The organism is Burkholderia sp. FW306-1C-G01B, from assembly GCF_058781685.1.
This window is the reverse complement of record NZ_JBYSWZ010000001.1, coordinates 180,445-205,947: the sequence shown is the minus strand read 5'-3', so window position 1 is coordinate 205,947 and position 25,503 is coordinate 180,445. Positions and strand designations below refer to the sequence as shown.

At 64.7% G+C, this 25,503-nt stretch carries 21 protein-coding genes and 1 tRNA gene; 14 read left to right on the top strand and 8 right to left on the bottom strand.

Features of this window, described 5'->3' with window-relative positions; genetic code table 11:
* Positions 1–39 precede the first annotated feature (39 nt).
* Complete coding sequence (locus AC3WLY_RS00860; protein WP_492308397.1) at positions 40–1,179, bottom strand: slipin family protein; 1,140 nt, start codon at positions 1,177–1,179, stop codon at positions 40–42.
* A gap of 258 nt (positions 1,180–1,437) precedes the next feature.
* A tRNA-Phe gene (locus tag AC3WLY_RS00855) sits at positions 1,438–1,510 on the bottom strand.
* A 336-nt stretch (positions 1,511–1,846) separates the two neighbouring features.
* Here AC3WLY_RS00855 and rtcR point away from each other — a divergent pair.
* Entirely contained in the window at positions 1,847–3,466 is a 1,620-nt protein-coding gene (rtcR, locus tag AC3WLY_RS00850) for an RNA repair transcriptional activator RtcR (protein ID WP_492308398.1), read from the top strand.
* A 61-nt stretch (positions 3,467–3,527) separates the two neighbouring features.
* Here rtcR and AC3WLY_RS00845 read toward each other — a convergent pair whose 3' ends face one another.
* From AC3WLY_RS00845 to AC3WLY_RS00835, 3 genes are all read right to left on the bottom strand, one after another.
* Positions 3,528–4,109, bottom strand: coding sequence for a nuclear transport factor 2 family protein (locus tag AC3WLY_RS00845; RefSeq protein WP_425130199.1), 582 nt, complete (start codon positions 4,107–4,109; stop codon positions 3,528–3,530).
* Between the two features lie 97 nt (positions 4,110–4,206).
* Positions 4,207–4,968, bottom strand: a complete 762-nt coding sequence (locus AC3WLY_RS00840; protein WP_492308399.1) for a class I SAM-dependent methyltransferase — start codon at positions 4,966–4,968, stop codon at positions 4,207–4,209.
* Positions 4,969–4,981: 13 nt separating this feature from the next.
* The gene (locus tag AC3WLY_RS00835) at positions 4,982–5,608 is read right to left on the bottom strand and encodes a LysE family translocator (protein WP_175960576.1); all 627 of its coding nucleotides are present in this window, start codon (positions 5,606–5,608) and stop codon (positions 4,982–4,984) included.
* 170 nt (positions 5,609–5,778) lie between these two features.
* On the opposite strand from AC3WLY_RS00835, the gene AC3WLY_RS00830 reads away from it, so the two are divergent.
* From AC3WLY_RS00830 to AC3WLY_RS00820, 3 genes are all read left to right on the top strand, one after another.
* Positions 5,779–6,579, top strand: coding sequence for an AraC family transcriptional regulator (locus tag AC3WLY_RS00830; protein ID WP_175960574.1), 801 nt, complete (start codon positions 5,779–5,781; stop codon positions 6,577–6,579).
* A gap of 112 nt (positions 6,580–6,691) precedes the next feature.
* Positions 6,692–7,111: an ATP--cob(I)alamin adenosyltransferase gene (locus AC3WLY_RS00825; protein ID WP_492308400.1), complete on the top strand. Its 420-nt coding sequence runs from the start codon at positions 6,692–6,694 to the stop codon at positions 7,109–7,111.
* 95 nt (positions 7,112–7,206) lie between these two features.
* Positions 7,207–8,199 (top strand): LysR family transcriptional regulator, encoded by a 993-nt coding sequence (locus AC3WLY_RS00820; RefSeq protein ID WP_492308401.1) that lies wholly within the window; start codon positions 7,207–7,209, stop codon positions 8,197–8,199.
* A 309-nt stretch (positions 8,200–8,508) separates the two neighbouring features.
* Here the strand turns inward: AC3WLY_RS00820 and AC3WLY_RS00815 are convergent, their stop codons facing one another.
* Positions 8,509–9,429 carry a LysR substrate-binding domain-containing protein gene (locus AC3WLY_RS00815; protein WP_492308402.1) on the bottom strand — a complete coding sequence of 307 codons (921 nt, stop codon included), beginning with the start codon at positions 9,427–9,429 and terminating at the stop codon, positions 8,509–8,511.
* A 108-nt stretch (positions 9,430–9,537) separates the two neighbouring features.
* Here AC3WLY_RS00815 and AC3WLY_RS00810 point away from each other — a divergent pair, with 108 nt between their 5' ends.
* From AC3WLY_RS00810 to icmH, 8 genes are all read left to right on the top strand, one after another.
* Positions 9,538–10,620: a tartrate dehydrogenase gene (locus AC3WLY_RS00810; protein WP_492308403.1), complete on the top strand. Its 1,083-nt coding sequence runs from the start codon at positions 9,538–9,540 to the stop codon at positions 10,618–10,620.
* A gap of 218 nt (positions 10,621–10,838) precedes the next feature.
* The gene (locus AC3WLY_RS00805) at positions 10,839–12,149 is read left to right on the top strand and encodes an MFS transporter (protein WP_492308404.1); all 1,311 of its coding nucleotides are present in this window, start codon (positions 10,839–10,841) and stop codon (positions 12,147–12,149) included.
* Positions 12,150–13,056: 907 nt separating this feature from the next.
* The gene (locus tag AC3WLY_RS00800; RefSeq protein WP_492308405.1) at positions 13,057–15,768 is read left to right on the top strand and encodes a type VI secretion system Vgr family protein; all 2,712 of its coding nucleotides are present in this window, start codon (positions 13,057–13,059) and stop codon (positions 15,766–15,768) included.
* 33 nt (positions 15,769–15,801) lie between these two features.
* A complete protein-coding gene (locus AC3WLY_RS00795) occupies positions 15,802–16,671 on the top strand; it encodes a VRR-NUC domain-containing protein (protein WP_492308406.1) in 870 nt (289 codons plus the stop codon).
* Complete coding sequence (locus AC3WLY_RS00790; protein ID WP_492308407.1) at positions 16,668–17,948, top strand: type VI immunity family protein; 1,281 nt, start codon at positions 16,668–16,670, stop codon at positions 17,946–17,948. Before AC3WLY_RS00795 ends, AC3WLY_RS00790 begins: the two co-directional genes overlap by 4 nt.
* 23 nt (positions 17,949–17,971) lie before the next feature.
* Positions 17,972–19,225: a type VI immunity family protein gene (locus AC3WLY_RS00785; protein ID WP_492308408.1), complete on the top strand. Its 1,254-nt coding sequence runs from the start codon at positions 17,972–17,974 to the stop codon at positions 19,223–19,225.
* 77 nt (positions 19,226–19,302) lie between these two features.
* Positions 19,303–19,554 (top strand): PAAR domain-containing protein, encoded by a 252-nt coding sequence (locus AC3WLY_RS00780; RefSeq protein ID WP_492308409.1) that lies wholly within the window; start codon positions 19,303–19,305, stop codon positions 19,552–19,554.
* Between the two features lie 128 nt (positions 19,555–19,682).
* Positions 19,683–20,504, top strand: a complete 822-nt coding sequence (gene icmH / locus AC3WLY_RS00775) for a type IVB secretion system protein IcmH/DotU (protein WP_492308410.1) — start codon at positions 19,683–19,685, stop codon at positions 20,502–20,504.
* A gap of 60 nt (positions 20,505–20,564) precedes the next feature.
* On the opposite strand, the gene AC3WLY_RS00770 is transcribed toward icmH, so the two are convergent.
* Together AC3WLY_RS00770 and AC3WLY_RS00765 are read right to left on the bottom strand one after the other, a co-directional pair.
* Entirely contained in the window at positions 20,565–20,729 is a 165-nt protein-coding gene (locus tag AC3WLY_RS00770) for a hypothetical protein (RefSeq protein ID WP_310131429.1), read from the bottom strand.
* A 44-nt stretch (positions 20,730–20,773) separates the two neighbouring features.
* Complete coding sequence (locus AC3WLY_RS00765) at positions 20,774–21,286, bottom strand: shikimate kinase (RefSeq protein ID WP_492308411.1); 513 nt, start codon at positions 21,284–21,286, stop codon at positions 20,774–20,776.
* 226 nt (positions 21,287–21,512) lie between these two features.
* Between AC3WLY_RS00765 and AC3WLY_RS00760 the strand changes: the two genes are divergently transcribed.
* Together AC3WLY_RS00760 and AC3WLY_RS00755 are read left to right on the top strand one after the other, a co-directional pair.
* Positions 21,513–23,669: a two-partner secretion domain-containing protein gene (locus AC3WLY_RS00760; protein WP_492308412.1), complete on the top strand. Its 2,157-nt coding sequence runs from the start codon at positions 21,513–21,515 to the stop codon at positions 23,667–23,669.
* Entirely contained in the window at positions 23,669–25,495 is a 1,827-nt protein-coding gene (locus tag AC3WLY_RS00755) for a ShlB/FhaC/HecB family hemolysin secretion/activation protein (RefSeq protein ID WP_492308413.1), read from the top strand. The genes AC3WLY_RS00760 and AC3WLY_RS00755 overlap by 1 nt, the downstream gene beginning before the upstream one ends.
* Positions 25,496–25,503: the final 8 nt, after the last annotated feature.

The window sequence follows — 25,503 nt, the reverse complement described above, 5'->3', positions numbered from 1 at the left end:
GCGGTACACATGCACACATGCGCCGCGCCGTTTCATACCCTAAGCGCCCTTGATGCTGACGAGTCCGTTCAGCACCTGGTCGAGACCGCCGAACACCGAGATGCGGTCGATCCGTTCCGCGACGCGCTCGAGCGTTTCCAGCTCCTTGAGCCGCAGCGCGGTCGGGTTTTCTTCCATCACCTTCGCGGTGTTCAGCAGCGAACGCGTCGCCGCCGTTTCCTCGCGGCGGCGAATCACGTTCGCCTGCGCGGCTTTTTCGGCTTCGACCACCTGCGCGAGGATCGTCTTCATGTCGCCCGGCAGCACGATATCCTTCACGCCGACGCTGCGCATGTCCACGCCCGAGTTTTCGAGGCGCGCACGCACCTGTGCGATCACGACCTCGTCGATTGACTGCTTGTCTTCCAGCAGCTCGTCGAGCGAGCGCGTACCGACGGCCGCACGCAGTGCGAACTGCAGCTCGCGATACAGGTGCTCGACCGGCTTCTGCAACTGGCCGAACGCATGCAGCACGTCCGCATAGCACCACGTCGCCGACAGGTTCAGCCGCAGCGCGACCTTGTCGCGCGTCAGGATTTCCTGTCCGCCGACTTCGAGCGCCTGCACGCGCAGGTCGACGAGTTCGACCGCGACGTCGCGGTTGAAGCGCCAGAACGCCGATACACCTGCTTCCAGCAATCGTTCGATCTTGCCGTCGATCTTCAGCACGCCGACGTGATACGCCGGCACCTGCGCCAGCAGCACGCCCGTCAGGCCCGCCACGCCGCGCGCACGCAGCGCCGGTTGCACGATGCGCTTCACGAGCGCGGCCGGCAGCATGCTGTGCTGCGCGAGATCGACGCGTTCGAGACGATGCACGATCGGGCCGCGCCAGTACAGCCGGCGCGTGCCTGGCGCCAGGATCTCGACGAGCACGTCGTCTTCATAGCGCAGGCCCGCTTCGTCGTCGGCCAGATCCATCGCGACGAAATAGTGCGCGAGCACGTCCTGCGCGTCGTGACGCAAGTAGTCGGCCAGCGCCTGGTCGGCGAGCGGCGTGTCGAGACGCGCGGTCTGCACCGACAGGCGATTGAACGGATCGAAGGCCTTGAACACGCCCGGTTCCAGCACCTTCACGAAATCGCCCTCGCTCATCAGCAGCGCGCGTTCGTTCTTTTTCACTACATGACGCTTCCACATATTCTTGTCCTTTTCTTCAATGACCGCCGGGTGACGCGCATCGTGCGGATCGCGGTGCGACGCAATCGGGCGGGCGGCGCGGGGGCCGGCGCGGGCGCGGCACGGCGACGCATCCTGCATCGCGTCGTCGTGTGCGTTCGCGCGGGCCGTCCGGCCGCCTGGCCGATCGCGCGGAACCATGACCGGTCCGACGCGCGGCGGGCCTCGCGGCCCGCACCGGCGGGTACTGCTTCCATCAAGAGACTGTCGTTGCGGACAGTGTTCGAGCGGGATTCGAACCCGCTACACACCGGCTTTCGCCGGCTGCTCTACCCGAATGAGCTACCGAACGGTGGGCGCCCCGGGATTCGAACCCAGGCGAGGCTCCAGTGCGCGCCCCTTTGCCTTCGTCTGTCCATGGCGGCATGCGCTGCCGCGACGAACGAGGTTCGGCGGCGGCGCACCAGCAGGGCTTTGTGAACCCTGGCTCGCGGGCCAGCGGGACATCCGGCGCTTTCTATTTAGCGAGGAGCGTGCCAGCGGGGAGTTCAGTGCCCGAAGAAATTTCCAGTTCATTGAAATTAAAGGGGAATTGCCTGCGCCGAATTGGTTCGCGTCGGCCTTGCCTGCCTGGATGGATCAAGAAAATCCGATACAATCGGATCGCTTCTTATCCGATGAGATAAACATGCGAAAGACAGTCGCAATCGGCTTTCTCGGCACCGTGCTCGACCAGGGCGGGCGCGCGCCGCGCCGCTACCGCAAATGGCGGCCGACGATCTCGTTGTGCGAGCAGCCCGACCTGCCGATCGACCGGCTCGAGTTGCTGCATCCGCCGAGCTACACGCGCCTCGCCAACCAGGTGCGGGACGATCTCGCGCACCTGTCGCCGCGCACCGACGTGCGGCTCACGCCGCTCACGATCCACGACCCGTGGGATTTCGAGGAGGTCTATGCGACGCTGCACGACTACGCGCGCGCCTATCCGTTCGACCTCGAACACGAGGATTACCTGATCCACATCACGACCGGCACGCACGTCGCTCAGATCTGCTGGTTCCTGCTGGCGGAAGCGCGCTACCTGCCCGCGCGCCTCGTGCAGACGGGGCCGCCGCAGCGGACCGACGAAGGGCCGAGCGGGCCGGGCACGGTGTCGGTGATCGATCTCGACCTGTCGCGCTACAACCGGATCGCGCAGCGCTTCACGCGCGAACGCGACGAAACGGTGTCGTTCCTGAAGGCCGGCATCGCGACGCGCAACGCGCGCTTCAATGCGTTGATCGAGCAACTGGAGCGTGTGGCCGTGCGCTCGCGCGCGCCGATGCTGCTCGTCGGGCCGACGGGCGCCGGCAAGTCGTTTCTCGCCAAGCGCGTGTACGAGCTGAAGCGCGGCCGCCATCGGCTCGCGGGGCCGTTCATCGAGATCAACTGCGCGACGCTGCGCGGCGACGCGGCGATGTCGACACTGTTCGGCCACGTGAAGGGCGCGTTCACGGGCGCGCAGTCGGCACGCACGGGGCTGCTGCGCGCGGCGGATGGCGGCCTGCTGTTTCTCGACGAGATCGGCGAACTCGGGCTCGACGAACAGGCGATGCTGCTGAAGGCGATCGAGGAAAAGCGCTTCCTGCCGGTTGGCGCGGACGTCGAGGTGGCCAGCGATTTCGAGCTGATCGCGGGCACGCACCGCGACCTGCGGCTGATGGTGGCGGCCGGCACGTTCCGTGAGGATCTCTATGCGCGGATCAATCTGTGGACGTACGAACTGCCGGGGCTCGCCGAGCGTCGCGAGGACATCGAGCCGAACCTCGAATTCGAGCTCGACCGTTTCGGCCGCGAGCAGGGCGAGCAGGTGCGGTTCAACGTCGAGGCGAAGCGGCGTTATCTCGCGTTTGCCGCGTCGCCGCGCGCGGCGTGGGCCGGTAACTTCCGCGAGTTGTCGGCGTCGGTCACGCGGATGGCGACGCTGGCCGATGCGGGACGGATCACCGAGGAACTTGCCGAGCAGGAGGTTGAGCGGCTGGCGCGCACGTGGTCGCCGCCGGGCGGCGCGGGCGCGTCCGATACGTGGGTCGATGCGGTGTTCGGTGCGCGTGCGGCGGAACTCGACCTGTTCGATCGCGCGCAGCTCGAACGCGTGCTCGACGTGTGCCGCGTGTCGGCGAGCCTGTCGGAAGCCGGACGCACGCTGTTCGCGGTGTCGCGGCAGAGCAAGAAGCAGCCGAACGATGCGGACCGGCTGCGCAAGTATCTCGCGCGGTTCGGGTTGGATTGGGAGGGGGTGCGGCTGGCGCTCGACGTGGCGCGGTGAGCGCGGCGGCGCGGATGCCGCGCGGAGCCGAACGGCCCCGCAAGCACGCGGGCGGGTTCGGTCACGCCGCTGCCGCCTCCCGGAACGGCGCGAGGAACGCCCATTCCGGCTGCGCCGCGGCAACATCCGCCAGCCCGCGCGCGAACGCCTGCACCGGCAGCCACGGATACCCGAACGCCGCGTGCAGCGCATCGAGTTTCACCGACTGCGGGTCGTCGATCGTATCCATCCGCGCGATATGAATGTGCAGCGCGGCAACCCGCGCAACGCCTTGGCCATCGCACGCGAACTGCCAGCGATACGTGCCGTGCCCGATCCGTAGCGCACCGTTGTCCTTCTGCCGCATCACGACGAGCCACGGCATTCCGCTTTCGCCGTGTTCGTCGACGGCCGGTTCCGTGCAGACGTAATAGGTCCGGCACCGCTCGAACCGCTCGCCGAATTCCTCGACCAGCGTGCGCGCAATGGCCGCCGTGCCCGTCACGCGCGGCGGAAAATCGATGTCGTCGTTCGCGAGCGAAAAGCTCAGCTCGGCATCGGCCGCGAAGCAGTCGGCGATCAGCGCAGGCCGGTTCAGGTCCTTCGCGCGCAGATAGCATTCGAGCAGCGCGCGAACCTGCGCGGGATGAAGCGGGAAGGGCATGGTGAGCCTCCAGTATCGGATTATCGGGCCGCACGCTCCGGCATGCGTATGCGGTGGATACGCTGCCCGTTGCGGGCTGACGTAATCGAACGCGCACTCACGCGCGGCAGATCGCGATGATCTCCGCGCTGGTTGCAGCATCGAACGGCGCGCGTTGCCAGTCGCCGAACCAGTCGGCCGACGCGAATCCGGCGGCCGCCACGCGTGCCTGCAGTTCGGGCTGCGCGATGAAACGCAACCGGCTCGTGTTCTTCAGCAACATGTCGTCGCGACGGAAACGGTAGTACGTGTCGAACGTCACGATCGCGCCGTCCACCGCGCGCACCGCATGATGGAGATCGACGCCACCTGATTCGCGAGATTCGACGCTGCATGTCGAATGCTCCGGCGTCCAGGCGCGCCACGGCTCGACGCACGGGTTGCGGGTGTCGAACAGGAAACGGCCGCCGTCGGCGAGCACGTGCCGCACGCCGTGCAACGTCGCGTCGATTTCGTCGTTGGTCAGCAGGCACTGGAATGCGTGCCCGGTCATCACGACCGCATCGAACGGCGCGCCGGGCGGCAGGCCGACCAGATCGCAGGCGATCCAGCGTACCGCGTCGGCGCCCGGCTGGCGCCGTGCGTAATCGATCATCGCCGGCGCGGGATCGATCGCGACGACGTCGTGCCCGGCCGTCGCGAGCCGGCGCGCGAACGAGCCGGTGCCGCAGCCGAGATCGAGGATGCGTTGCCGCGCGGCGCCGATCACGGATGCGTAGAACGCGAAGTCGCGATCGCCCGCGTTGAACAGGTCGTAGATCGCGACGAGGCGCGGGTCGGTGTAGAGGGCTTCGCCGGCGGGCGCCGCGCGGGACGTCATGCGGCCGCGTGCATCAGCGCTGCTGCACGGCCACGCGCAGCCCGAGCGCGATGAAGATCGAGCCGATGATCTTCCCCTGCCAGCGCGTGAGCCACGTGAGCCGCTTCACGATGCGGCCGAGCGGGCGGATCGAGCATGCGATCAGCGACGTATAGAGCGAACTGAGGACGACGAAGATCAGCCCGAGCACCGCGAACTGCACGAACGTCGAGCCGCGTTCCGGATGCACGAACTGCGGCATGAACGCGAGGAAGAACAGCGCGGTCTTCGGATTCAGCACTTCGGCGGGAATCGCCTGCAGGTACGCGTTGAGCGGCGTGACGGGCGACACCGTCGGCAGCGACGGATCGGACGGTTTGTCGAGCAGCGCGCGCACGCCGAGATAGATCAGGTATGCGGCGCCGACCAGCTTCACGACGTTGAATGCGAGCGCCGACGTCATCAGCAGTGCGGACAGCCCGACCGCCGCGAACAGCGTATGCACGAAGTCGCCGCTCGCGACGCCGAGGCCGGTCAGGATGCCGGTCTTGCGCCCGCCCTGCACGGTGCGGCTCAGCACGAGCAGCACGGCGGGGCCGGGGATCAGGAACAGGCCCAGAACGACGGCCGTGAAGGTGGTCAGCGTGGTCAGGTCGAACATGGCGGCTCCGGCAGGTTGGCACGGTGGCGGGGGATCGGCGCATTGTATTCGGTTCGGCGCGCGTCTGCCGACGCATCCCGCGAACCGCCCGGCTGCGCTGCTGCCTTTCTGGTATAAGCACGAAACGACGCGCGGGCACGGCGTCCGCTTCCTCCACCGCCTACCGTTTCATGCGCAAGCTTCCACCGACCACCGATCCCGCCGCGGACGCCGACGTCTACCACGTGCCGCGTCCGCTCGTCGTGTTCGGCGGCTCGGTCGTCGAGCCCGAGTGGCGGCTGGAGCGGCACAGTCATCGCCAGGCGCAGTTGCTCTACACGCTGAGCGGCGTCATCTATTGCGAGATCGACGGCGGCGTGTGGAGCGCACCGCCGCAATGCACCGTGTGGATTCCGGGCGACGTCCCGCATGCGGCGCGCGGCTCGGCCGGCGCGACCTTCTATGCGGTGCTGGTCGAACCCGATGCCGCGCTGGATTTGCCCGCGCACTGCTGCACGCTGTCGATGTCGCCGCTGCTGCGCGAACTGCTGCTGAAGGCGGCGAGCTTCCCGAACCTGTACGACGTCGACGGTCCGCAAGGGCGGCTGATGGCGACGCTGCTCGACGAACTCGTCGCGGCGCCGATCGAGGACCTGTACCTGCCGATGCCGACCGACCGCCGGCTGCGCAAGCTGATCGACCATCTGCTCGACGATCCGGCCGACAAGTCGTCGCTGCCCGAACTCGCGCGGTGCGCGGGCATCAGCGAGCGCAGCCTGACGCGGCTCGCGACGAAGGAGCTCGGGATGAGCCTCGGCGACTGGCGCCGGCGGCTGCACGTCGCGCTGTCGCTGCGGATGATGACGACCGGCCGCCGCGTGCACCAGATCGCGATCGATCTCGGCTACGAGAGCGCGAGCAGCTTCGTGACGATGTTCCGCAAGGCGACGGGCAAGTCGCCAACGCAATTCCTGACCGACCGGCAACGCTGAACGGCCGCTGTGCGCACGTTTGGCCGAAATGAGAAAGCAGTTGGCCGGGATGAAAAATGACGCGGTCGGCCTCGACCCATAAAATGAGAATCGTTCTCATCTGGAGGCCGACATGCAGATCGTCACGACTGAATTCCCGTTTGTCTGGTTGCGTTACAGCGGCTCGACGCACACCGACCCCGCCCACCTGCTCGCCGAACTCGACGCGTTGCTGGCGCGCCGCGAACGCTTCGTTTTCCTGACCGACGATGCGCCGTCCGGCGACAATCGCGGCGCCGGCGATCACGAACTGCGTAAGCAACTCGCGAAGTGGAGCAAGGCCAACCGCGTGCAATCGCGCGAATGGATCCCCGCGATGATCGCGATCGAGCCCGACGCGGCGCGGCGCGTGGCGCTCGACGCGTTCTCGGGTGCGTTCGAGAAAGTCTGGGGCTATCCGTTGAACGCGGCGGCGACCCGCGACGATGCACTCGCGCTGGCGCAACGGCTGCTCGACGAACCGGCGCGCGGCGCCGCGGCCGCGAACGGCTGAACCGGCTGCTGCGCCGGCGGCGCGGCTTTCCTCGACATGCATGCACGGCGCACGAATGCGCGCCGCGGCATGCTGCAACCACGCAGGGGTGTCCGGTGGACAATCCGATCCGCGCGATGCGCATCTTCACGCGCATCGTCGAAATGAACAGCTTTACGCGCGCGGCGCAGGCGCTCGGCATTTCGCGCGCGACCGCGACGCGGACCGTGCAGGAGCTCGAAGCGGCGCTCGGCATGCCGCTGCTGGTGCGCACGACGCGTGCGCTGCGGGCGACGCCCGAAGGCGACGCGTATTACCGGCGCTGCCTGCGCATCACGGCGGACGTTGACGAACTCGAGGCCAGCATCCGCGGCGCCGCGCTGCATCCGAGCGGGCCGCTGCGCGTCGAATTGCCGGGATCGGTGGCGGGCGCGATCGTGCTGCCGGCGCTCGGCGAATTTCATGCGCGGCATCCCGATCTCGTGCTGATGCTCGGCGTGTCCGGGCGCGCGGCCGACATGGTCGGCGACGCGGTCGACTGCAGCATCCGGCTTGGCGCGCTACCCGATTCGTCGCTCGTCGCGCGCCGGCTTGGCATGCTCGAGCGCGTGACGTGCGCGAGCCCTGCCTATCTCGACCGCCACGGCGTCCCGCGCACGCTCGACGATCTCGCCGCGCATCGCGCGGTCGGCGTGGTGTCCGTTTTCGGTCAGCGCACGGCCGAACTCGATTTCACGGTGGATGGCGCGGTACGCAAGGTCCGGCTTGACGCCATCGTCAGCGTGGACGACGAGCACGCGTATCTCGCGTGCGGCGTGGCCGGCCTTGGGCTGACCCAGCCGCCGCGTGTCGTCGCGCAGCCGCTCATTGACGCGGGGCGCTTGCGGGAAGTGCTGCCGCAATGGCGGCCCGATGCGGTCGCCGTGTCGGCCGTCTACGTGAAGCGCCCGCATGTGTCGCCCGGCGTGCGTGCGTTCGTCGACTGGATCGCCGAGCGGTTTGCGCAGGACCGGGAGGGGGTGGTCGTCGCGGGGGGCATGGCGCGACAGCCGGTGCCGGAAGCCATCGAGATGAACGATCGCGAGGGTAGTCAGGTGGCGATGGCGTGAAGGAGGGGCGATGAACGAAGGGCGATCAATCGTTCGCGAGATGGAACGCGCCGGCCATGCGCTCCTGCTCCCGGGCGGGAAGCGCGAGTCGCGTCGCAGGGTGAAGTCTGGTGCATTCAGATGTAAATATTCTGGCGATTATTTGCGATGTTTCGCCAGAATATTTACCTTTTGATGTCCGCCCGGGCGAGGCAAGCCCGGGCGCATTCGGAGCGAAGCGTGACCAGGTGCAGAGCGATTCGGCCATCGAGCGTTGTCCGTGCCGGACGCATGTAGCGACGGTGGCTTGCACGATCCGTGCGGTTTTCCCTACACCGTCCTCAACCGCCCCAACTCGTCCGCCAGAAAATCGACGAACGCGCGAATCCGAGCGGACATCTGGTGACGTTGCGCGTACACCGCATAGATATCGGCGCCCGGTGTTTCGTGGTCGGGCAGCACGACCACGAGGCGGCCGTCGGCGAGATAGTCGCGGAGGTCCCATTCGGCGCGCATCAGGATTCCGTGCCCGTCGAGCGCCCACTTCACGGCGATCTCGCCGTCGTTCGTCGTCAGGTTGCCGTTGATCCGCACGGCTTCCGTCTGGCGTGCCGCGCCGCGCCCGCTCGTCAGGCGCCAGATCCCGTAACCTTCGTCGCCCTGCCGGATGCCGATGCAGTTGTGCCGCGTCAGGTCGTGCGGCGTGCCGGGCGTGCCGTGCCGCGCGAGATACGCGGGCGCCGCGCATAGCAGCCGGCGGTTCGGCGCGAGCCGCCGCGCGACGACGCGCGTGTCGGGCGGCTCGCCGAAGCGGATGCACACGTCGAACGCGTCGTCGGTCAGCGGCGGCGGCATCACCGACAACTGCAGCTGCACCGACACTTCCGGATAGCGCGCGACGAAGCGCGAGATCGCGGGGCCGACGTGGCTGCGCCCGAAACCGAGCGTCGCGTTCACGCGCAGCAGCCCCTTCGGGCGCTGCTTCGCGCTGCCGAGCAGCTCGCCGAGTTCGTCCATCTGGTCGAGGATCCGGCGCGCGTAGTCGAGATACACGTCGCCTTCGGGCGTCAGCATCATCCGCCGCGTCGTGCGGTTGACGAGCGTCACGCCCGCGCGCCGCTCCATCTGCGTGAGCCGCTTGCTGACGGCCGCCGCGGTCAGCCCGAGTTCGCGCGCGGCCGCGCTCAGGCTGCCCGACGCGGCCAGCGTCGAGAAGAAGCCGAGATCGGCCGGCTGAACGGTATCCGCCATGATGGGATTCGTGAATTGAAGTTAAAGATGCTTTGATTCTAGCGCCGGTTCCTGCACTCCTGGTTCGGTAAAGTGCGTTCACGCTCACGATCAATCGAGGATGTCCGCATGAAGACCTACCGTATCGCAACGATTCCCGGCGACGGCATCGGCAAGGAAGTGGTGCCGGCCGGCAAGCAGGTGCTGGAAGCGCTGGCCCGCGGCTGCGATCGTTTCGCGTTCGAGTTCGAGGATTTCGACTGGGGCGCCGATTACTACCGCCAGCACGGCGCGATGATGCCGGCCGATGGCCTCGACGCGCTGCGCGGCAAGGACGCGATCCTGTTCGGCTCGGCTGGCGACCCCGACGTGCCCGATCACGTGACGCTGTGGGGGCTGCGCCTGAAGATCTGCCAGGGCTTCGACCAGTACGCGAACGTGCGCCCGACGCGCATCCTGCCCGGCATCGACGCGCCGCTGAAGCGCTGCGGGCCGGACGACCTGAACTGGGTGATCGTGCGCGAGAACTCGGAGGGCGAATACGCGGGCGTCGGAGGCCGCGTGCACCAAGGCCATCCGATCGAAGCCTCGACCGACGTGTCGATCCTCACGCGCGCCGGCGTCGAACGCATCATGCGCTTCGCGTTCCGGCTCGCGCAGTCGCGTCCGCGCAAGCTGCTGACCGTGATCACGAAGAGCAACGCGCAGCGGCACGCAATGGTGATGTGGGACGAGATCGCGAAACAGATCGCGCAGGAATTCCCCGACGTCACGTGGGACAAGGAGCTCGTCGACGCGGCGACCGCGCGCATGGTCAACCGGCCGGCGTCGCTCGACACGATCGTCGCGACCAACCTGCACGCGGACATCCTCAGCGATCTCGCCGCCGCGCTCGCCGGCAGCCTCGGCATCGCGCCGACCGGCAACATCGATCCTGAGCGTCGTTATCCGTCGATGTTCGAGCCGATCCACGGCTCCGCGTTCGACATCATGGGGCAGGGGCTCGCGAATCCGGTCGGCACGTTCTGGTCGGTCGTGATGCTGCTCGAGCATCTCGGCGAAACGGAAGCCGCCGCGCGCGTGATGCAGGCGATCGAGGCCGTGACGGCCGACCCGTCGCTGCATACGCGCGACCTCGGCGGCAGCGCGACGACCGCGCAGGTGACGGCGGCCGTGTGCGAGCGCGTCGCGAACGCGGCGGTCGCGGCCTGACGATCGACGCGGCGCTGTGCATGCGCGCCGCAACGTAGCGGCGGCGCGCATGCGCAACCGGCAACCGGTAGCCGGCCGCTACCCGTTCGTCGTCCTACCGTTTTTTATGCCCGTGACTCGCGCGTCCGACGCGAGCCGGGCGCCGACCCGCGCGCTTCGTCGTGGCGCCGGCGAGTATTCACCGACAGAGCACGGCTCGACCTCGAAGGAGGAGACACATGCAAACGGATCTGGAAACCCGCGTCGCGCGGAAACTGATGTGGCGCATCATTCCGTTCGTGATGCTGCTTTATTTCGTCAGCTTTCTCGATCGCGTCAACGTCGGCTTTGCCGCGATGACGATGAACAAGGCGATCGGCCTGTCGCCGACCGCGTTCGGGTTCGGCGGCGGCCTGTTCTTCATCGGCTACTTCCTGTTCGAAGTACCGTCCAACCTGATCCTCCATCGCGTCGGCGCGCGCATCTGGATCGCGCGCGTGATGATCACGTGGGGCCTCGTGTCGGCGGTGTCCGCGTTCGCGGCCGGGCCGACGAGCTTCTACGTGCTGCGCTTCCTGCTCGGCGTGGCCGAAGCCGGGTTCTTCCCCGGCATCATCCTGTATCTCAGCCTGTGGTTCCCCACGAAGCAGCGCGCGGTGGCCGCCGCGTGGTTCATGGCGGCCGCGCCGATCTCGACCGCGATCGGCTCGCCGCTGTCGGGCGCGATCATGCAGATGCCGCCGATGTTCGGGCTCGCCGACTGGCAGATGCTGTACATCGTCGAAGCGCTGCCGGCGATCGCGCTCGGCTTCGTCGTGCTGAAGTGCCTGACCGATTCGCCGTCGAAGGCCGCGTGGCTGCGGCCGGACGAGCGCGACTGGCTGATCGCGAAGCTGAAGGCCGAAGCGGACGTGCGCCACACGCATGCCGGGCATACGGCCGGCGCGTGGCAGGCGCTGCGCGATCCGCGCGTGCTGGCGCTCGCGCTGATCTACTTCGGCACGTCGGCCGGGCTCTATACGCTCGGGCTGTGGGCGCCGCTGATGGTCCAGCAGTTCGGTTTCACCGCGCTGCAGACGGGCCTGCTGACCGGCATCCCGAGCATCGCCGCCGTCGTCGCGATGATCGTGTGGGCACGGCATTCGGATCGCACCGGCGAGCGCACGTGGCACGTCGTGATTCCGTGCGTGCTCGCGTGCATCGGCTTCGTGTTCGCGGGGCAGGCGAGCACCGCGCTCCTGACCGTGCTCGCGCTGGTCGTCGTCAACATCGGGATCAGTGCCGCGAAGGCGCCGCTGTGGGCGATGCCGAGCGCGTTCCTGTCGGGCGCCGGCGCGGCCGCGGGGATCGCGATGATCAACTCGATCGGTAATCTCGGCGGGTTCGTCGGGCCGTTCGCGATCGGCTGGCTCAAGCACGCGACGGGCGGGTATGCGGCCGGGCTCTACGTCGTGGCGGGCACGCTCGCGGTGTCGGCGGTCGTCACGCTGATGCTGAGCCGGAAGGGGGCGAGGGAAGCGGTCGTGCCGGGCGTGCGGCATCACCCTTGATACTGCAGATCGCCTAGCCCCCATGAAGGAGTGCGGATGGCACGTGGGCGTTGACACCGCCGACGCATTCGGCTCGCCCGCCGGCCTTCGAGCAGACTGGTCCGGCTGTTGGCGGTGCTTTGTTCGCTCCGGTATCGCTGCCATGAGTCCCGCGCCGCGATGCTTTGCGCGATGTCCGGCGTTCATGCGTCCGCCGTCGTTTTCGACGTATCGACGAAACGATCGCTGAACGTCCGCGACACAAACCCTCGCAAACCATCGCGGCGATACCGCTCCACTTTTCAGTCCGCCAGCTCACGCGAACCGCGAGCAGTCGACGCGATCTCTCGAAAGCTCGAGATCCTCTACGCCGATCGGCGGCTGTGATTCCATCCGAAACTTCCGCGTGTGGCCCGAGCACGGCATCAAGTTCGCGATCGCGAAGCGCTGAACCGACCCCGGGAAAAGTGTTCCGAAACGGGATGGCGTCGACGGATCGGCTGTAGTGGGCTGTATCCGCGAGCGGGATATTTATCTCAAAAAATAACTGAACTCTTCAGGATTACGATCCGACCTCGCAGTTTTGCCAGGCATTTTTTGAGATGGCTGTTGGAGATACCATTCGCTCGCTCATCGGAATCGTGACGTCGTCCGCTCGTATTGCTGGATACGTCACGTGCGAGATGCGCTATTCGTGTCGGTGCGATGCGAGACATCCCCTTTCCTGTCGGCGTGTCTCGATCTTTCGATGCGATCGGTATTTTGACGACAGCGCTGGAAATTGCTTTGACTGTTCGTAACCATTGACTTCCGGAGGTTGGCCAGCGCGATGGGAAGGGGGCTTGCTTCTCGTTTCAGCGACTATGCAGCCTCGCGAGGCGCTGAATGAGAGGCCGGGCTGAGGCGCGGTTGTCGAGACGAGGAATCCATGTATTTACCAACGCAGTCCCGTGTCGTGACGATCTCGGGCGCCGCGCTGCCCCAATTGGCTGGACAGCCGATCCTTCTGCCGATGAGGCTTCATGGAAGGGAAGCGCTCGGCAAGCTCTATGAATATTCATTGGAACTCAAGACGTTGAATTCGCCCGCACTGCCTGTCTTTGAGGCGCGCGAGCGGATCGAGCCGGACAAGCTGATCGGGACCGAGATCGTGGTGTCGATCGAGTTTGACGGCAAGGGAACGTTTAAGCCTGGCGTTGCCGGCGGCGCTGGGCTGGGCAATCTTGGCGCTGGCAAGCGCGAAATCGTCGGCCTGGTTACCGAAGTGATTTTTACCGGCGAAGACGATCGATGCGCGTACTACGAGATGCGCGTGCGACCTTGGTTGTGGCTGGCTACGCTTAACCGCGAGAATCGCATCTTCCAGAACCGTAATGTCGTCGAGATCACGGAGGCGATTCTCGGTTCGAGCGCTTATCCATTCAAGTACGAGTCGAGGCTGGGGGCCGGCGTCCTGAGAGGCGTCTATCCGAAACGCGATTATGTGCGGCAGTTGTGGGAATCGGATTTCAAATTCCTGACTCGGCTGTGGCGTGAGTGGGGCATCTATTACTTCATGGATGGCTCGACGCTGGTTCTCTGCGATTCGCCAGGGGCCCACCAGCCGCACGAGAACATGTACGACACGATTCTCTACCGTGCGCCTGATGGCGCACGCATCGACGAGGAGCACATCCACAGGCTGAAGGTGTCACGCTTGCTGACGGCAGGATCGGTCCGCCTGATCGACTACGATCCGACACGCTCTCGCGCCACACTATCCAGCGTTGTCGATCGATACAGCGAAATTCCGTTCAGCAATGCAGAGCACTATGCGTGGGGCGATTATTCGCAGCCGTTGTCCGGCACGATGGGGCTGTCCGGAGCGCCGAACGATTACGCGCGGGAAGCGCTGCATCTGGCAGGCGTGCGAGCGGATGCGGAGCGTTGCCGGAGCCTGCGTGCAAAGGGGCGCGGCAACCTGCGCGGACTCGCGACGGGGCACACCTTCCACGTCGAAGGCCACCCGCAGCAGCGGGCAATCGTCGAATATCTGGTGGTTGCGGCAGCGACCGACATTCGCAATAACGACGAGCATTCGGGCGGCGCCGCCTATCAGTGCGCGACGGATTTCGTGGTGCAGCCGGCCAACGCATTCTTCCGGAACCGACCGAAGCGAAAGCCGCCCTGTGGGCCTGAAACAGCAGTGGTGGTGGGGCCAGTGGATCAACCGCTGTGGGTCGACGGCTACGCGCGCGTGAAGATTCAGTTCATCTGGGACCGCGTTGGCGAGCGCAACGAAAACTCGAGTTGCTGGGTGCGAGTATCGTCCCCGTGGCAGGGGAACGGTTTCGGTTTTGTGGCGCTGCCCCGCATCGGGCAAGAAGTCACGGTGAGTTATCACGAAGGCGATGCGGACAAGCCATATGTATCGGATCGTCAGGTCAACCAGTTCAACCAGCCGCCGTGGGAATTGCCGGAGAACCAGGCGTTGATGGGCTGGCGCAGCATGGGCCTGACGGGCAGTCAGGCGAATCAGGTGGTGGCGGATGACACGCCGCAGAAGTTGCAGGTTCAGGTGACCAGCGACCATGCGCAATCGCGGCTCGTGCTGGGCTACAACACTCGCATCGAAGGAAGGCAAGGTCGACGGCAGGAGCGCGGCGAAGGGTTCGAGCTTGCGACGATGGCTTGGGGCGTAGTGCGTGCGAACCAGGGCATGCTGATCACGACGGAAGCGCGGGAAGGAGCGGATCGGCCGGTCAAGGACATGGCCGAGACGGTTCAGCGATTGTCGCAGGCACATATGCAGCACGCGGACTTGTCTCAATTGGCGCAGCGGCACGAAGCGCAAACCATGGAGTTGAGCCAGCACGACGTTACCAGCGGCATCAAGGAACAGAACGACGAAGTTCTGGGTGATGCGGTATCGGCGGAAAACGCGTTCCCGGAGATGACAAGACCGAATCTGGTGCAGGCAAGCGCGGCCGGCATTGTGACCACTGCGGCTGAGAGCACTCATCAGGCCAGCATGAAGGACCATGCCGTCACGGCTGGCCGTGATCTGAGCGTGTCGGCTGGAAGGTCGATGCTGGTCGCCGTGCGTGGCGCGCTTTCCTTCTTTGCCGCCCGTCTGGGGCTGAAGCTCGTTGCGGCGGCGGGCAAGGTCGAGGTCGAGGCACAGAGCGATGCAATGTCGCTGGCTGCGCTGAAGGACGTCGCGATCACCAGCACGGAAGGAAAGCTCGTGCTCAATGCGGCCAAGGAAATCTGGATCGGCGTCGGTGGCTCGTATATCCACATGACGCCATCCGGCATTGTGAGTGGCACGACCGGACAAATCCTCGAGAAGTGCGCGAAGTGGGATAAGGCATCCGCCGATTCCATGCGCCTGCCGCTTCCCGATTTGCCGACCGGTGAAATGACGAGCGAATGGGTGACGTTCGTGGATCATGCGACCGGCAAACCTGTGGAGCACTTTCCGTATCGGCTGGATGCGGGCGGTGGGCGAATCGTTGAAGGTGTTGCCGATAGATCGGGGCGGAGTGCTGAAGTGCTGGCGCCGACCAGCCGCGACGTGCAGGTCACGACATCGGTGCCGAAGCACGAACCCGATACCTATCACATCCCGTATCGAGATGTGCTCGATAACGCTGTTTGACGCGTTCACCCTTCAATAACAGGCATCTGAATCATGGCTGGACCGACGTATAGAACAATCGGCAATTCACGCACGTTGCCAACGGCACGCGGCAAGACGATTCCGGTGTTGCCGCCGGACGATACAACCTATCTGTGCCAGCGCATTTGCAGGTGCGACTGCGAGCCGGTCATTTCCAGTAGGGGCCGCAAGCTCAAGCAGCGCTGTGTAACCGTGAGTATTCGGAACGACTGCGATAGCAAAGAGCAGGTGTGGAAGTACAAAGGCGAGGTGGGCTACAACATGGTGAACAATCCGCCGTCGCCGATCATGGCCTCGCTCAAGAAAAACCAACCTCTGCAATTTCCGCTGGGTGTCGATACGAAAGCGTTGGAGGGGGCGATTGATCTGGCGAAGCTGACAGGCCGGGCGCAAAAGGGATTGCTGCGTATTCCCGATGTCGTGATCGTGAAGAACATGCGCGATTTCGACCTCAGTCAACGTAACGTCGAATTCGTCGTCGAGATCAAGTTCCCGGGTGATTCGTGGCAGATTGGTCAAGAACAAGCATATATCTCCATTGTTGGCGACGAGGATCGCCTCAAGCTATTGTCACCGTCTCAATGCGCATGTAAGACATGTGAGGAACCTGAGAAGGATCCGGCTACGAAGACTTTGCCAGAGAAATTGACGGCACCTGACTTGAGCCGTCGTTTGTCGAGCATCCGCCGACACAACGTAGAGGTAGACAGAGGCGTCATGCTGGGATCAAAGTACCCCGAACCCACTACGCTAGCTGATGTACTCAAAACTGGTGCGACGATCATAGGCGGCCTGGCCGTCGCGTATGTCGCGGTGACGGCAGGGCCACCGCTGCTGGTTCTTTTGGCGGTCGGTGGAGCGGCCACGGCGGCAGCACAGTGAAGGTCAACGAAGGGATCGAAAAAATGGACATCTGGACCCAGTATCAGAAATACCGCAACGACCTGATCTATACGTCGGACGATGGCGACACAATCAAGGCGTGCGTGGGCCTGTCTGGCACGTTCTATTTCTGGCATGGCGAGACACAGGAAACCCGGCTGGCAGTGGCGCGCTGCTTCGAGCGATTTGAGGAACTGTTCGGCTCGCGCCTCGCGTGGGTCAAACCCAACGAAGACATCAGCCGTCGCGCAATTCGGATCGGCCAGGATAACGGAGTGCCCGCGATGCGGGATTACATCGCGACAATGGATGCGGACGATCAACTGGAGTGGGAAATCTCTGGAGGGTGCTCCGTGAATGAGGCAAGCGATTGTTACATGGTTGCCCTCACGACACGCCAGTGGGAAATCAAAGTTCGTAACCCGTTGTCGTGGCTTAGTTTCGCAATGCCGATCGAGGCCGTTTATGGGCCGACAGGCAAGCCGCAGCTGTTTACCGACTTTATCCGATTCTGCTGCGAACAACTCCGGCCATGGCATGGTATCGCTGGATTTGCGTCGCTGCTACCGCAGGACAGATTCGACTCGTTGCCTGCTGAATTCGATTTACAGCAGCGGTACTACGGACTAGATACGGCTGCAACTGGTTTCTATCTATGCGCTCACCTTCAGCGAGTGTTGAAGGGGGCAAATTGGCTGACGATGTTCGACAAGGAATTTCCGGCCACCATAACCCGCGAGCAATGGAAGGCGTTGGAAATGACACCGGGCATCCAGATATGGAAGGCCGGGCGGACGTATGTATTACAGGCAGGAGATCAGCCGACCCTGGGGCCAGTACCTGACGGCATTCCACCGCTGTACAAGGTTGTGAGCGACGTCATCAAGCCAATGCGACTAACCCCGATGCGCAGCTTTCATACTGGTTCGATGACCGGTGCAATTCATTTCAATGGACGCACAAGTGAGCTTTGGTCTCAGCGTTTCGACGCGCCGGGCATTTGGCCGCCATACCCGGATCAGATCGAGTTCAATAACGTCGATACCACCATCGACGAATATGCTGCGCAGCCATCTGTTGAGTTGGAACCTCAACCGCCTGCCGAGCCGCCGCGCACTGTCGTGCTGCGCGCGCTGCCGGGCGAACCCTGTCCGCGGGAAGGCGAATGGTTTAGCCCCTTCGTCAAGGACAAGGTCTTCGTCAAACAGGGAGAGCCGATGCCTGGGCCAGAAACGACAGTGCACGGTGCCGTGACGTGGTATCTGCGCACGCAATAGTCGGACATAGCTGAGCAAGACGTATGGACATCTGGACCCAGTATCAGAAGTATCGCGACGACTTGATCTACACGGCAGATGACTGCGACATGATCAAGCTTTGCGTGGGCCTGTCAGGCACGTTCTATTTCTGGCACGGCGAAACGCGTGAAACGCGGCTTGCGGTGGCGCGCTGCTTCGAGCGATTTGAGGAACTGTTCGGCTCGCGCCTCGCGTGGGTCAAACCCAACGAAGACATCAGCCGCCGTGCAATTCAGATCGGTCCGGATAACGGAGTGCCTGCGATGCGGGATTACATCGCGACAATGGATGTGGACGATCTACTTGAGTGGCAAATTTCTGGAGGGCGATCAGTTTATGAGGCGAGTGATTGCTATATGGCGGTTTTGACTATTCGGCAATGGCAGATCAAGGTGCGTAATCCGCTCTCATGGATGAATTTCGCGATGCCGGTGGAGGTCGTGTATGGTCCGGACGGCAATCCGAAATTGTTCACCGATTTTATCCGGTTCTGTTGTGAACAACTAAGGCCGTGGCATGGCACTGCCGGTCTGGCATCGCTGTTGCCACAAGACAGTTTCGAGTCTTTGTCAGGTGAGTTTGATGTACAGCAGCGGTATTTCGGCCTTGACATCGTTGATGGGACCTTTTCGCTGGGTGATCACCTTCAGCGACACCTCAAGGGCGCAAACTGGCTGACGATGTTCGATAAGGAGTATCCGGCGATCATAACCCGCGAGCAGTGGCAGACGCTGGAAACGACACCGGGCATCCAGATATGGAAGGCGGGGCGAACGTACGTGTTACAAGCGGGTGAGCAACCGATGCTGGGGCCGGTGCCCGACGGTATTCCGCCGCTGTACAAGCTCGTCAGCGACACTATTAAGCCAATGCGTCTGACGCCCATGCGCAGTTTCCACATCGGTTCGATGACCGGTGCAATTCATTTCAACGGACGCACGAGCGAACTATGGTCGCAGCGTTTCGACGCGCCGGGGATTTGGCCGCCATCCCCGGATCAGATCGAGTTCAATAACGTCGATACCACCGTCGACGAATATGCTGCGCAGCCATCTGTTGAGTTGGAACCTCAACCGCCTGCCGAACCGCCGCGCGGCACGGTGCTCCGTGCGTTGCCCGGCCAACCGTGCCCGCGGGAAGGCGAATGGTTCAGTCCGTTTATCAAGGAACGGATTCACGTCAAGCTGGGTGACCCGATGCCGGGACCGGAAACGACTGAGCAGGACGCGGCGATTTGGTACCTGCGTACCGAATAAGCGGGCAGATTTGCACTGACGAGCCCGCTTCGTGCGCTGGATTCCGAATACGGGCTGGAAGCTTCAATGAGATCGACATGAGCAACTTCATTCGTTTGGGCGATTCGACCGATCACGGCGGTAGGGTGGTCACTGCGTCGGAGAATATGAGCTACGAGGGCATACCCGTCGCGCGCGTGGGCGACAGAATCGAATGCCCACTGCATCCGCAGGTGCAACCGAACGTGATTATCGAGGGCGATCCTGAAACGACGGACGCAGGTGTTCCTGTCGCACGGCACGGCCACTTGGGAGCGTGCGGTTGCCACCTGATTTCGAGCATCGTCTGATGCGTTGGCTTTTTCCGTGCACAGGCAAGACGGTCCGGCGTTTGAGCGATGGCATTTTTTGCCGTTCAAGGAGAGATGGTCGCCATGTCGGCATGGGACAGCTTTATATATGCAACGGAGTTGACGAATTGAGCGATGCACAAACAGTCGTTCGACCGAATTCAGCCGAAGGATCCAGTTTCGATGCGCGGCTTGTCGCCGTGAAAGAAGCCGGGAACCCGCTGCTCGAAGCGGCACGCGTGCTGCTGAGAGCGCAGGGCGACATTCCCGATATACCGGAAGATACGTCACATACTTCGGCCATCCGTTTGCGAGAACTGCTGTTAGACGAGATCGATATATTCGACCGCTTGTGTACGCAGGCCAATGTCCGTCGCGATCACATGATCGGTGCGCGTTACTGCCTGTGCACGGCACTGGACGAAGCCGTGATGAAGTCGGCTTGGGGCCGGGATGTCCGGATTGCGGGGGAATGGGCCGGGCAGAGCCTCGCGTCAACGCTTCTGGAAGACAGCAAGGGCGGGACGAAAATTTATCTGCTTATCGGCCGGTTGATGCAGGAGCCGGATGAGCATCGCGATCTGCTGGAGGTGATTTACCGCGTGCTGAGTCTCGGGTTCGAAGGACAGTATCGCGGTATGACCCGACAGCATTTCGCCGTACGCCAGCGCGTTTACAACGAGATCATGCGGGGCCGGGAGCATGTGCCTCAGGCGCTGTCACCGAACGGAACATCTCACGAACAGAGGCAGCGCATGTCGTTTTTCGAGTTTCCGGTGTGGATCACGGTGACAGTGCTGTCGGTCATCCTGCTTGGCCTGTTCGGTTACTTCAAATACGAACTGTCGACGCGCAGCGCGGATATCCAGAAGCAGATCATCGACATCGGCCGGATGATGCCGCCGTCTGCATCGCCACCTTTGCGCCCGACGGATTTGCCGAAAAAATGAGATCTCGCCGGGCAGGCGTGCATCGCGTGCCCGTCCGGCGCACTGCGTCGTGACGCGCGATCAGCCGTGCGTCAGCGTCAGCGCATGGAACTTCACGACGGTGCCGGGCGTCGTCGGCAGAGAACCGGACACAGCCGTCCAGTCGTAGTCGCTCGCCTTGAAGCAGAAGCGCTCGCCGTCGAAGCTCGAATCCGTCGTGAAGGTCTTGATCGTGCCAGTCGCCACGAGCCGTTCGCGTGTTGGCTTGAGGGGGCAGGCAGACGCAGGCGTTACGACGCCGTCGCCGCGACGTGCTGCGCGATGCGCGCCGCACATGCGTCGGGCGTCGCGTCGGACGTATCCAGCACCATCTGGCTGAATGGCCGCGCCGCATACCCTTCCCGATACATCTCGGCGATACGCTGCCGCTCCCAATCCGTCAGTGCGCGCGTGCCGCGATTCGAAGCCGCGACCGCTTCGGGCGGCGCGAGCGTCACGACGAACAACCGCGCATCGCGTGCGTCGCAGGCGGCGCGCAGCCGTTCGAATTCCGCGTCGCCGATCGGATAGGCGATCACCAGATGGCGCTCGCGCGCCTGCGTGATTTGCGTGACGAGACGCTTCAGCGCGATCGCCCACTGCACGTCGAACGGTGCGTCGTCGGGCGCATCGTGATCGTCGCCGTCGATGAAGCGCGCAACGGGCAGCGCGCGTGCGAGTGCGCTGCCGATCGTCGTCTTGCCGCTGTTGATCGGGCCGTTCAGGTGGATGACGGTGAGAGACGGGTTCGATGCAGAAATCATGATGGCGTGCTTGAGCGGAACGCCTGCATTGTGCCTCGGCGTGAAATATATTTGTAATGTCGGCGGCGAAGCGATTGGAGAAATTATTCGATAAAGCGCCCTAAAGAAAATCGCGGCGTCGCCGTTACCCTTCCTCGGTAGCTCACAAAAGTATTACTAAAGCAGTACAACCACACGACCAGACAACCGAGGGCGCACGGCCGGCGAAGCCGTGCGCAGGATCAGAATGGGATGCACCGATTCGATGGGGCGCGCAGGCATCGGGGGCCGGCGCGTGCTGTGTCTTTGCCTTGCCGCGGCAGGACTGCTGCCGCATTGCGCCGCCGCCGCGGGGATCGTCCCGGACGGCGGCACGCCCACGAGCGTGTCGATTGCGCCGAACGGCCGGCAGCTCGTCAATCTTGCACCGGCGGTCGCCGGCGTATCGAGCAACACGTATTCGTCGTTCAACGTGACGGCCGCCGGCGCCACGCTGAACAACGTCGGCATCAACGCGCGCACGATCGTCAACCAGGTGACGAGCACGAACCGGAGCCTGATCGAAGGCGAGATCGCCGTGGCGGGGCCGCGTGCGAACGTCGTGCTGGCCAATCCGAACGGCATCACTGTCAACGGCGGCTCGTTCGTCAATACGGGGCACGTCGCGCTGTCCACCGGCAACGTGACCTTCAACGATCTGCAGATCGCGCCCGGCGTGATTCAGCGCAACGTCGTGCTCGATACGTCGACCGGCACGATCGTCGTCGGTCCGGGCGGCCTGGCCGGCGCGCTGATCGGGCTGGATCTGATCGCGAAGAACATCATCGTGGACGGCGCGATCGACAACACGTTTTCGTCGGCGACGGCCGGCGTGCGCCTGCTGGCCGGCCGCAGCCGGGTCGAGCTGAACACGGGGCTGTCGCCGACCGACAACGCCAACGACTGGCTCGCGCGCACTGCGACGACGAACCCGGAAACCGGATCGTCCTATGCGATCGACATCACCGCTGCGGGCAGCGTGACAAGTGGGCGCGTGCAACTGATCGTCACGGATCGCGGACCGGGCGTGCGCAGTGCCGGCGCGATGAACGCGTCGCTCGGTGACTTCACGCTGACTTCAAACGGCAACGTCGAGATGTCGCACGCGAAGATCGACGTCGCGCGCGATCTCGACGTTGCCGTGCAGGGCGGCATTACGCTGACCGACACCGAAATAAAGGCGAACGGCGGCCACGCAAGCCTGTCCGCGGCCGATGCGATCGCGCTGACCGGCAGCAGCCTGATGGCGTCCGGCAGCGTGAAGCTGAACGGCGCGGGGATCGCACTGAACCCCGACGATGCGATGGCAGGCTCGACCGTCGCCTCGTCGCAAAGCGGCGTGGTGCTCAAGAGCACGGCGGACATCGTGAATGTCGGCTCGCTCGTGCAGGGGCAGGCCGCGATCGACGCGGATGCCGATTCGGCGGGCGCGGTGACGCTGAGCGCGGCCGGCCGCATTCTGAACCAATCGACGCCGCAGACGCGGATCGGCATCCTGTTCGGCGTGAAGGGCGACGTGTCGCTGACCGCAGGCGCCGATATCGTCAATCAGAATGCGCGGATCCTGTCGAACCGGAACGTCAGCATCGACGCGGGCGGCGACCTGCAGAACATCGTCGACCACAGCACCGGCGTGCAGAACGGCGCGGTGGTCGGATTCTCCGAACAGGGCAGCCGCTTCCTGTTCTTCCGGCATCGCAGCGACGGCTTCAGCGTCGACTACGGGGCACTGGCCGACGCATCGAAACTCGCCTACATCACGGCCGACGCGGGGAACGTGACCGTGCGCGCCGCGAACGTGACGAATATCGGCGGATCGATCCTGTCGAACGGCGGCGCCATCGACATCGCCGCGCGCGACCGCATCCTGGCTCAAGCGATCTTCACGGGACAGGCATCGTACCGGCGCGCGTGCTTCGTGTTCTGCCGCGCGAGCGCGTCGTCGAGCGTGCAGGCGTTCGGCGGCGTGATCGAAGCCAATGCCGACATCCTGCTGAAAGCCGGTACGCAGATCACGAACACCGGTGGAACGGTGCTGGCGCTCGGCGCATTGACGCTCGATGCACCGAAAACCCTTGCGCAGGGCGTACCCGGTTACACGGTCGTCAACCGCAACCACGACCTGAAGGCATGGTTCGGTAATCGCTGGGCGGCCATCTATGCCGCCGATTCCGGCGGCCTCTTCACGGGCGGAACCGGCAAGGTGCGTCTGACCGGCGAGGCCGACATCGACGGCGGCGCGTACAGCGCGCCCGAAGGCGTGCTGGCGGCAGGCGGCATGGTGACGATTCGGCCGCCGCATCGCGATCTCGTGACGATCGGCAACGGCAATCACATGGGCCTCGTGTCGTGGTTCGGTCTGTGATGTTGCGCGTGCCGCACCGCATTGCCGCAACGTTTGCGCTGACGATCGGCGCGGCGTCGCCTGGCGCGCACGCGCAGCTCGCGGGCGTGCCGCCGGCCGGCCCGGTGCCGGGCCTTGGCGCGCTGCCGCCCGGCTTCGCGGTGCCGCGTGCGGAACAGGACCCCGCGCAGCGTCTGCTCCAGGAGCAGCGCGACCGGCAGCGCCGCGACGAGATCGCGCAGCCGCCCGCGCAGATCGCGTTGCCCGAGCAGCCGGCGATGCCCGACCTGCCGCCGGGCGCCGACGTCGACACGCTGCCGGACGTCGCGCCGACGTTCCTGATCGAGCGGATCGAATTCGCCGGCGACACGATCCTCGGGCAGCCCGAACTGGACCGTATCGCGGCGCCGTTCATCGGCAGGCAACTCGGGCGCAACCGGATCAACCTGCTGCTGCGCCGGCTGACCGAAGCGTTCATTGCGCGCGGCTATATCACGACGCGTGCATACCTCGGGCCGCAGAACCTCGCATCCGGCGCTCTGAAGATCAACCTCGTCCCGGGCCACGTGGCTGCGTTGACGCTGAACGGCAAGCCGCTGCGGCCGCGCGATCCGGACGAGAAGTGGTACGAGGTGCGTGGCGGCGGCCTGCTGACCGAAGCCGGCACGGCATGGGCGTTTGCGAGCGCGCCGGGCGACCTGCTGCGCCTGCCCGATCTCGAACAGGGTGTCGACCAGATCAACCGGCTGCGGCGCAATCAGGCGGAAATCCGGATCCTGCCGGGCGAAGCGCCGGGCGATTCGATCGTCGCGATTTCGAACCGCTACGGCGATCGTCTGCATTACGACTTCGGCATCGACAACTACGGCAGCTCGCAGACCGGCACGACGCGCTATCGGGCCGGCATCGAAGCCGACAACGTGATCGGGTTGCAGGAGTCGCTGTCGTTCAGCTACGTCGGGACGACGGACACGAACGCGCTCGTGTTTTCCGCGGCGGTGCCGTACGGGTATCAGACCTTCAGCTATACGGCGTCGATGTCCGAGTACCAGCAGACGATCGGCGACGTCGCGCTGCTCGCGGGGCGCACGTTCAGCCAGATGCTCGGCTGGAACGACGTGCTCGTGCGCTCGCCGCGCGGGCGCCTGAGCGTCGACGTGACGCTCAACAAGCTGCGCACGGAGCGCGACGTCAACGGCATCCCGCTGTCGCCGCAGAACCTGACGGTGCTGCGCGTCGCGCTGAACGGGTTGTCCCGGTTCGTCATGCGCGACCAGGGCGCGGCCGCGACCTGGGATGTCGGCGTATCGCAGGGCTTGCCCTGGCTTGCGGCCAGCCACGACGCATCGGACATCGGCATCGACGATGCGCACAGCCAGTTCACGAAGCTTGACGCGACCGGCACGCTGCAGTTTGCGCTCGGCAATCTCGCGGGATCCGCGTGGGCCTATCGCGGCACGCTGCGCGCGCAGTACAGCCGCGTCGCGCTGTTCGGCAACGAGCAGATCTTTCTCGGCGGCATGAGCTCGGTCCGCGGGTTTACCGAGGGCGGGATCGCGGGCGACAGCGGCGTGTTCGCGCGCAACGAATGTGCGTGGCAGAACGTGCCCGCGTGGCATGACGCACGCATCGAGCCGTACGTGTTTCTCGACGGCGGCAAGACGCACCTGAACGCGCAGGGCGGCTGGCCGACGCTCGTCGGAACGGGTGTCGGCGCGCGCGCGCAATGGCGCCTGAAAAGCGGGACGGTGTCGGCCGAAGTGCTGGTCGGGCAAGCGCTCGCGCAACCGGCGGCGCTCGGCAAGAAGGCTACCGTGCTGCTGGCAACACTCAACTGGTCAGACTGATGGAGAAC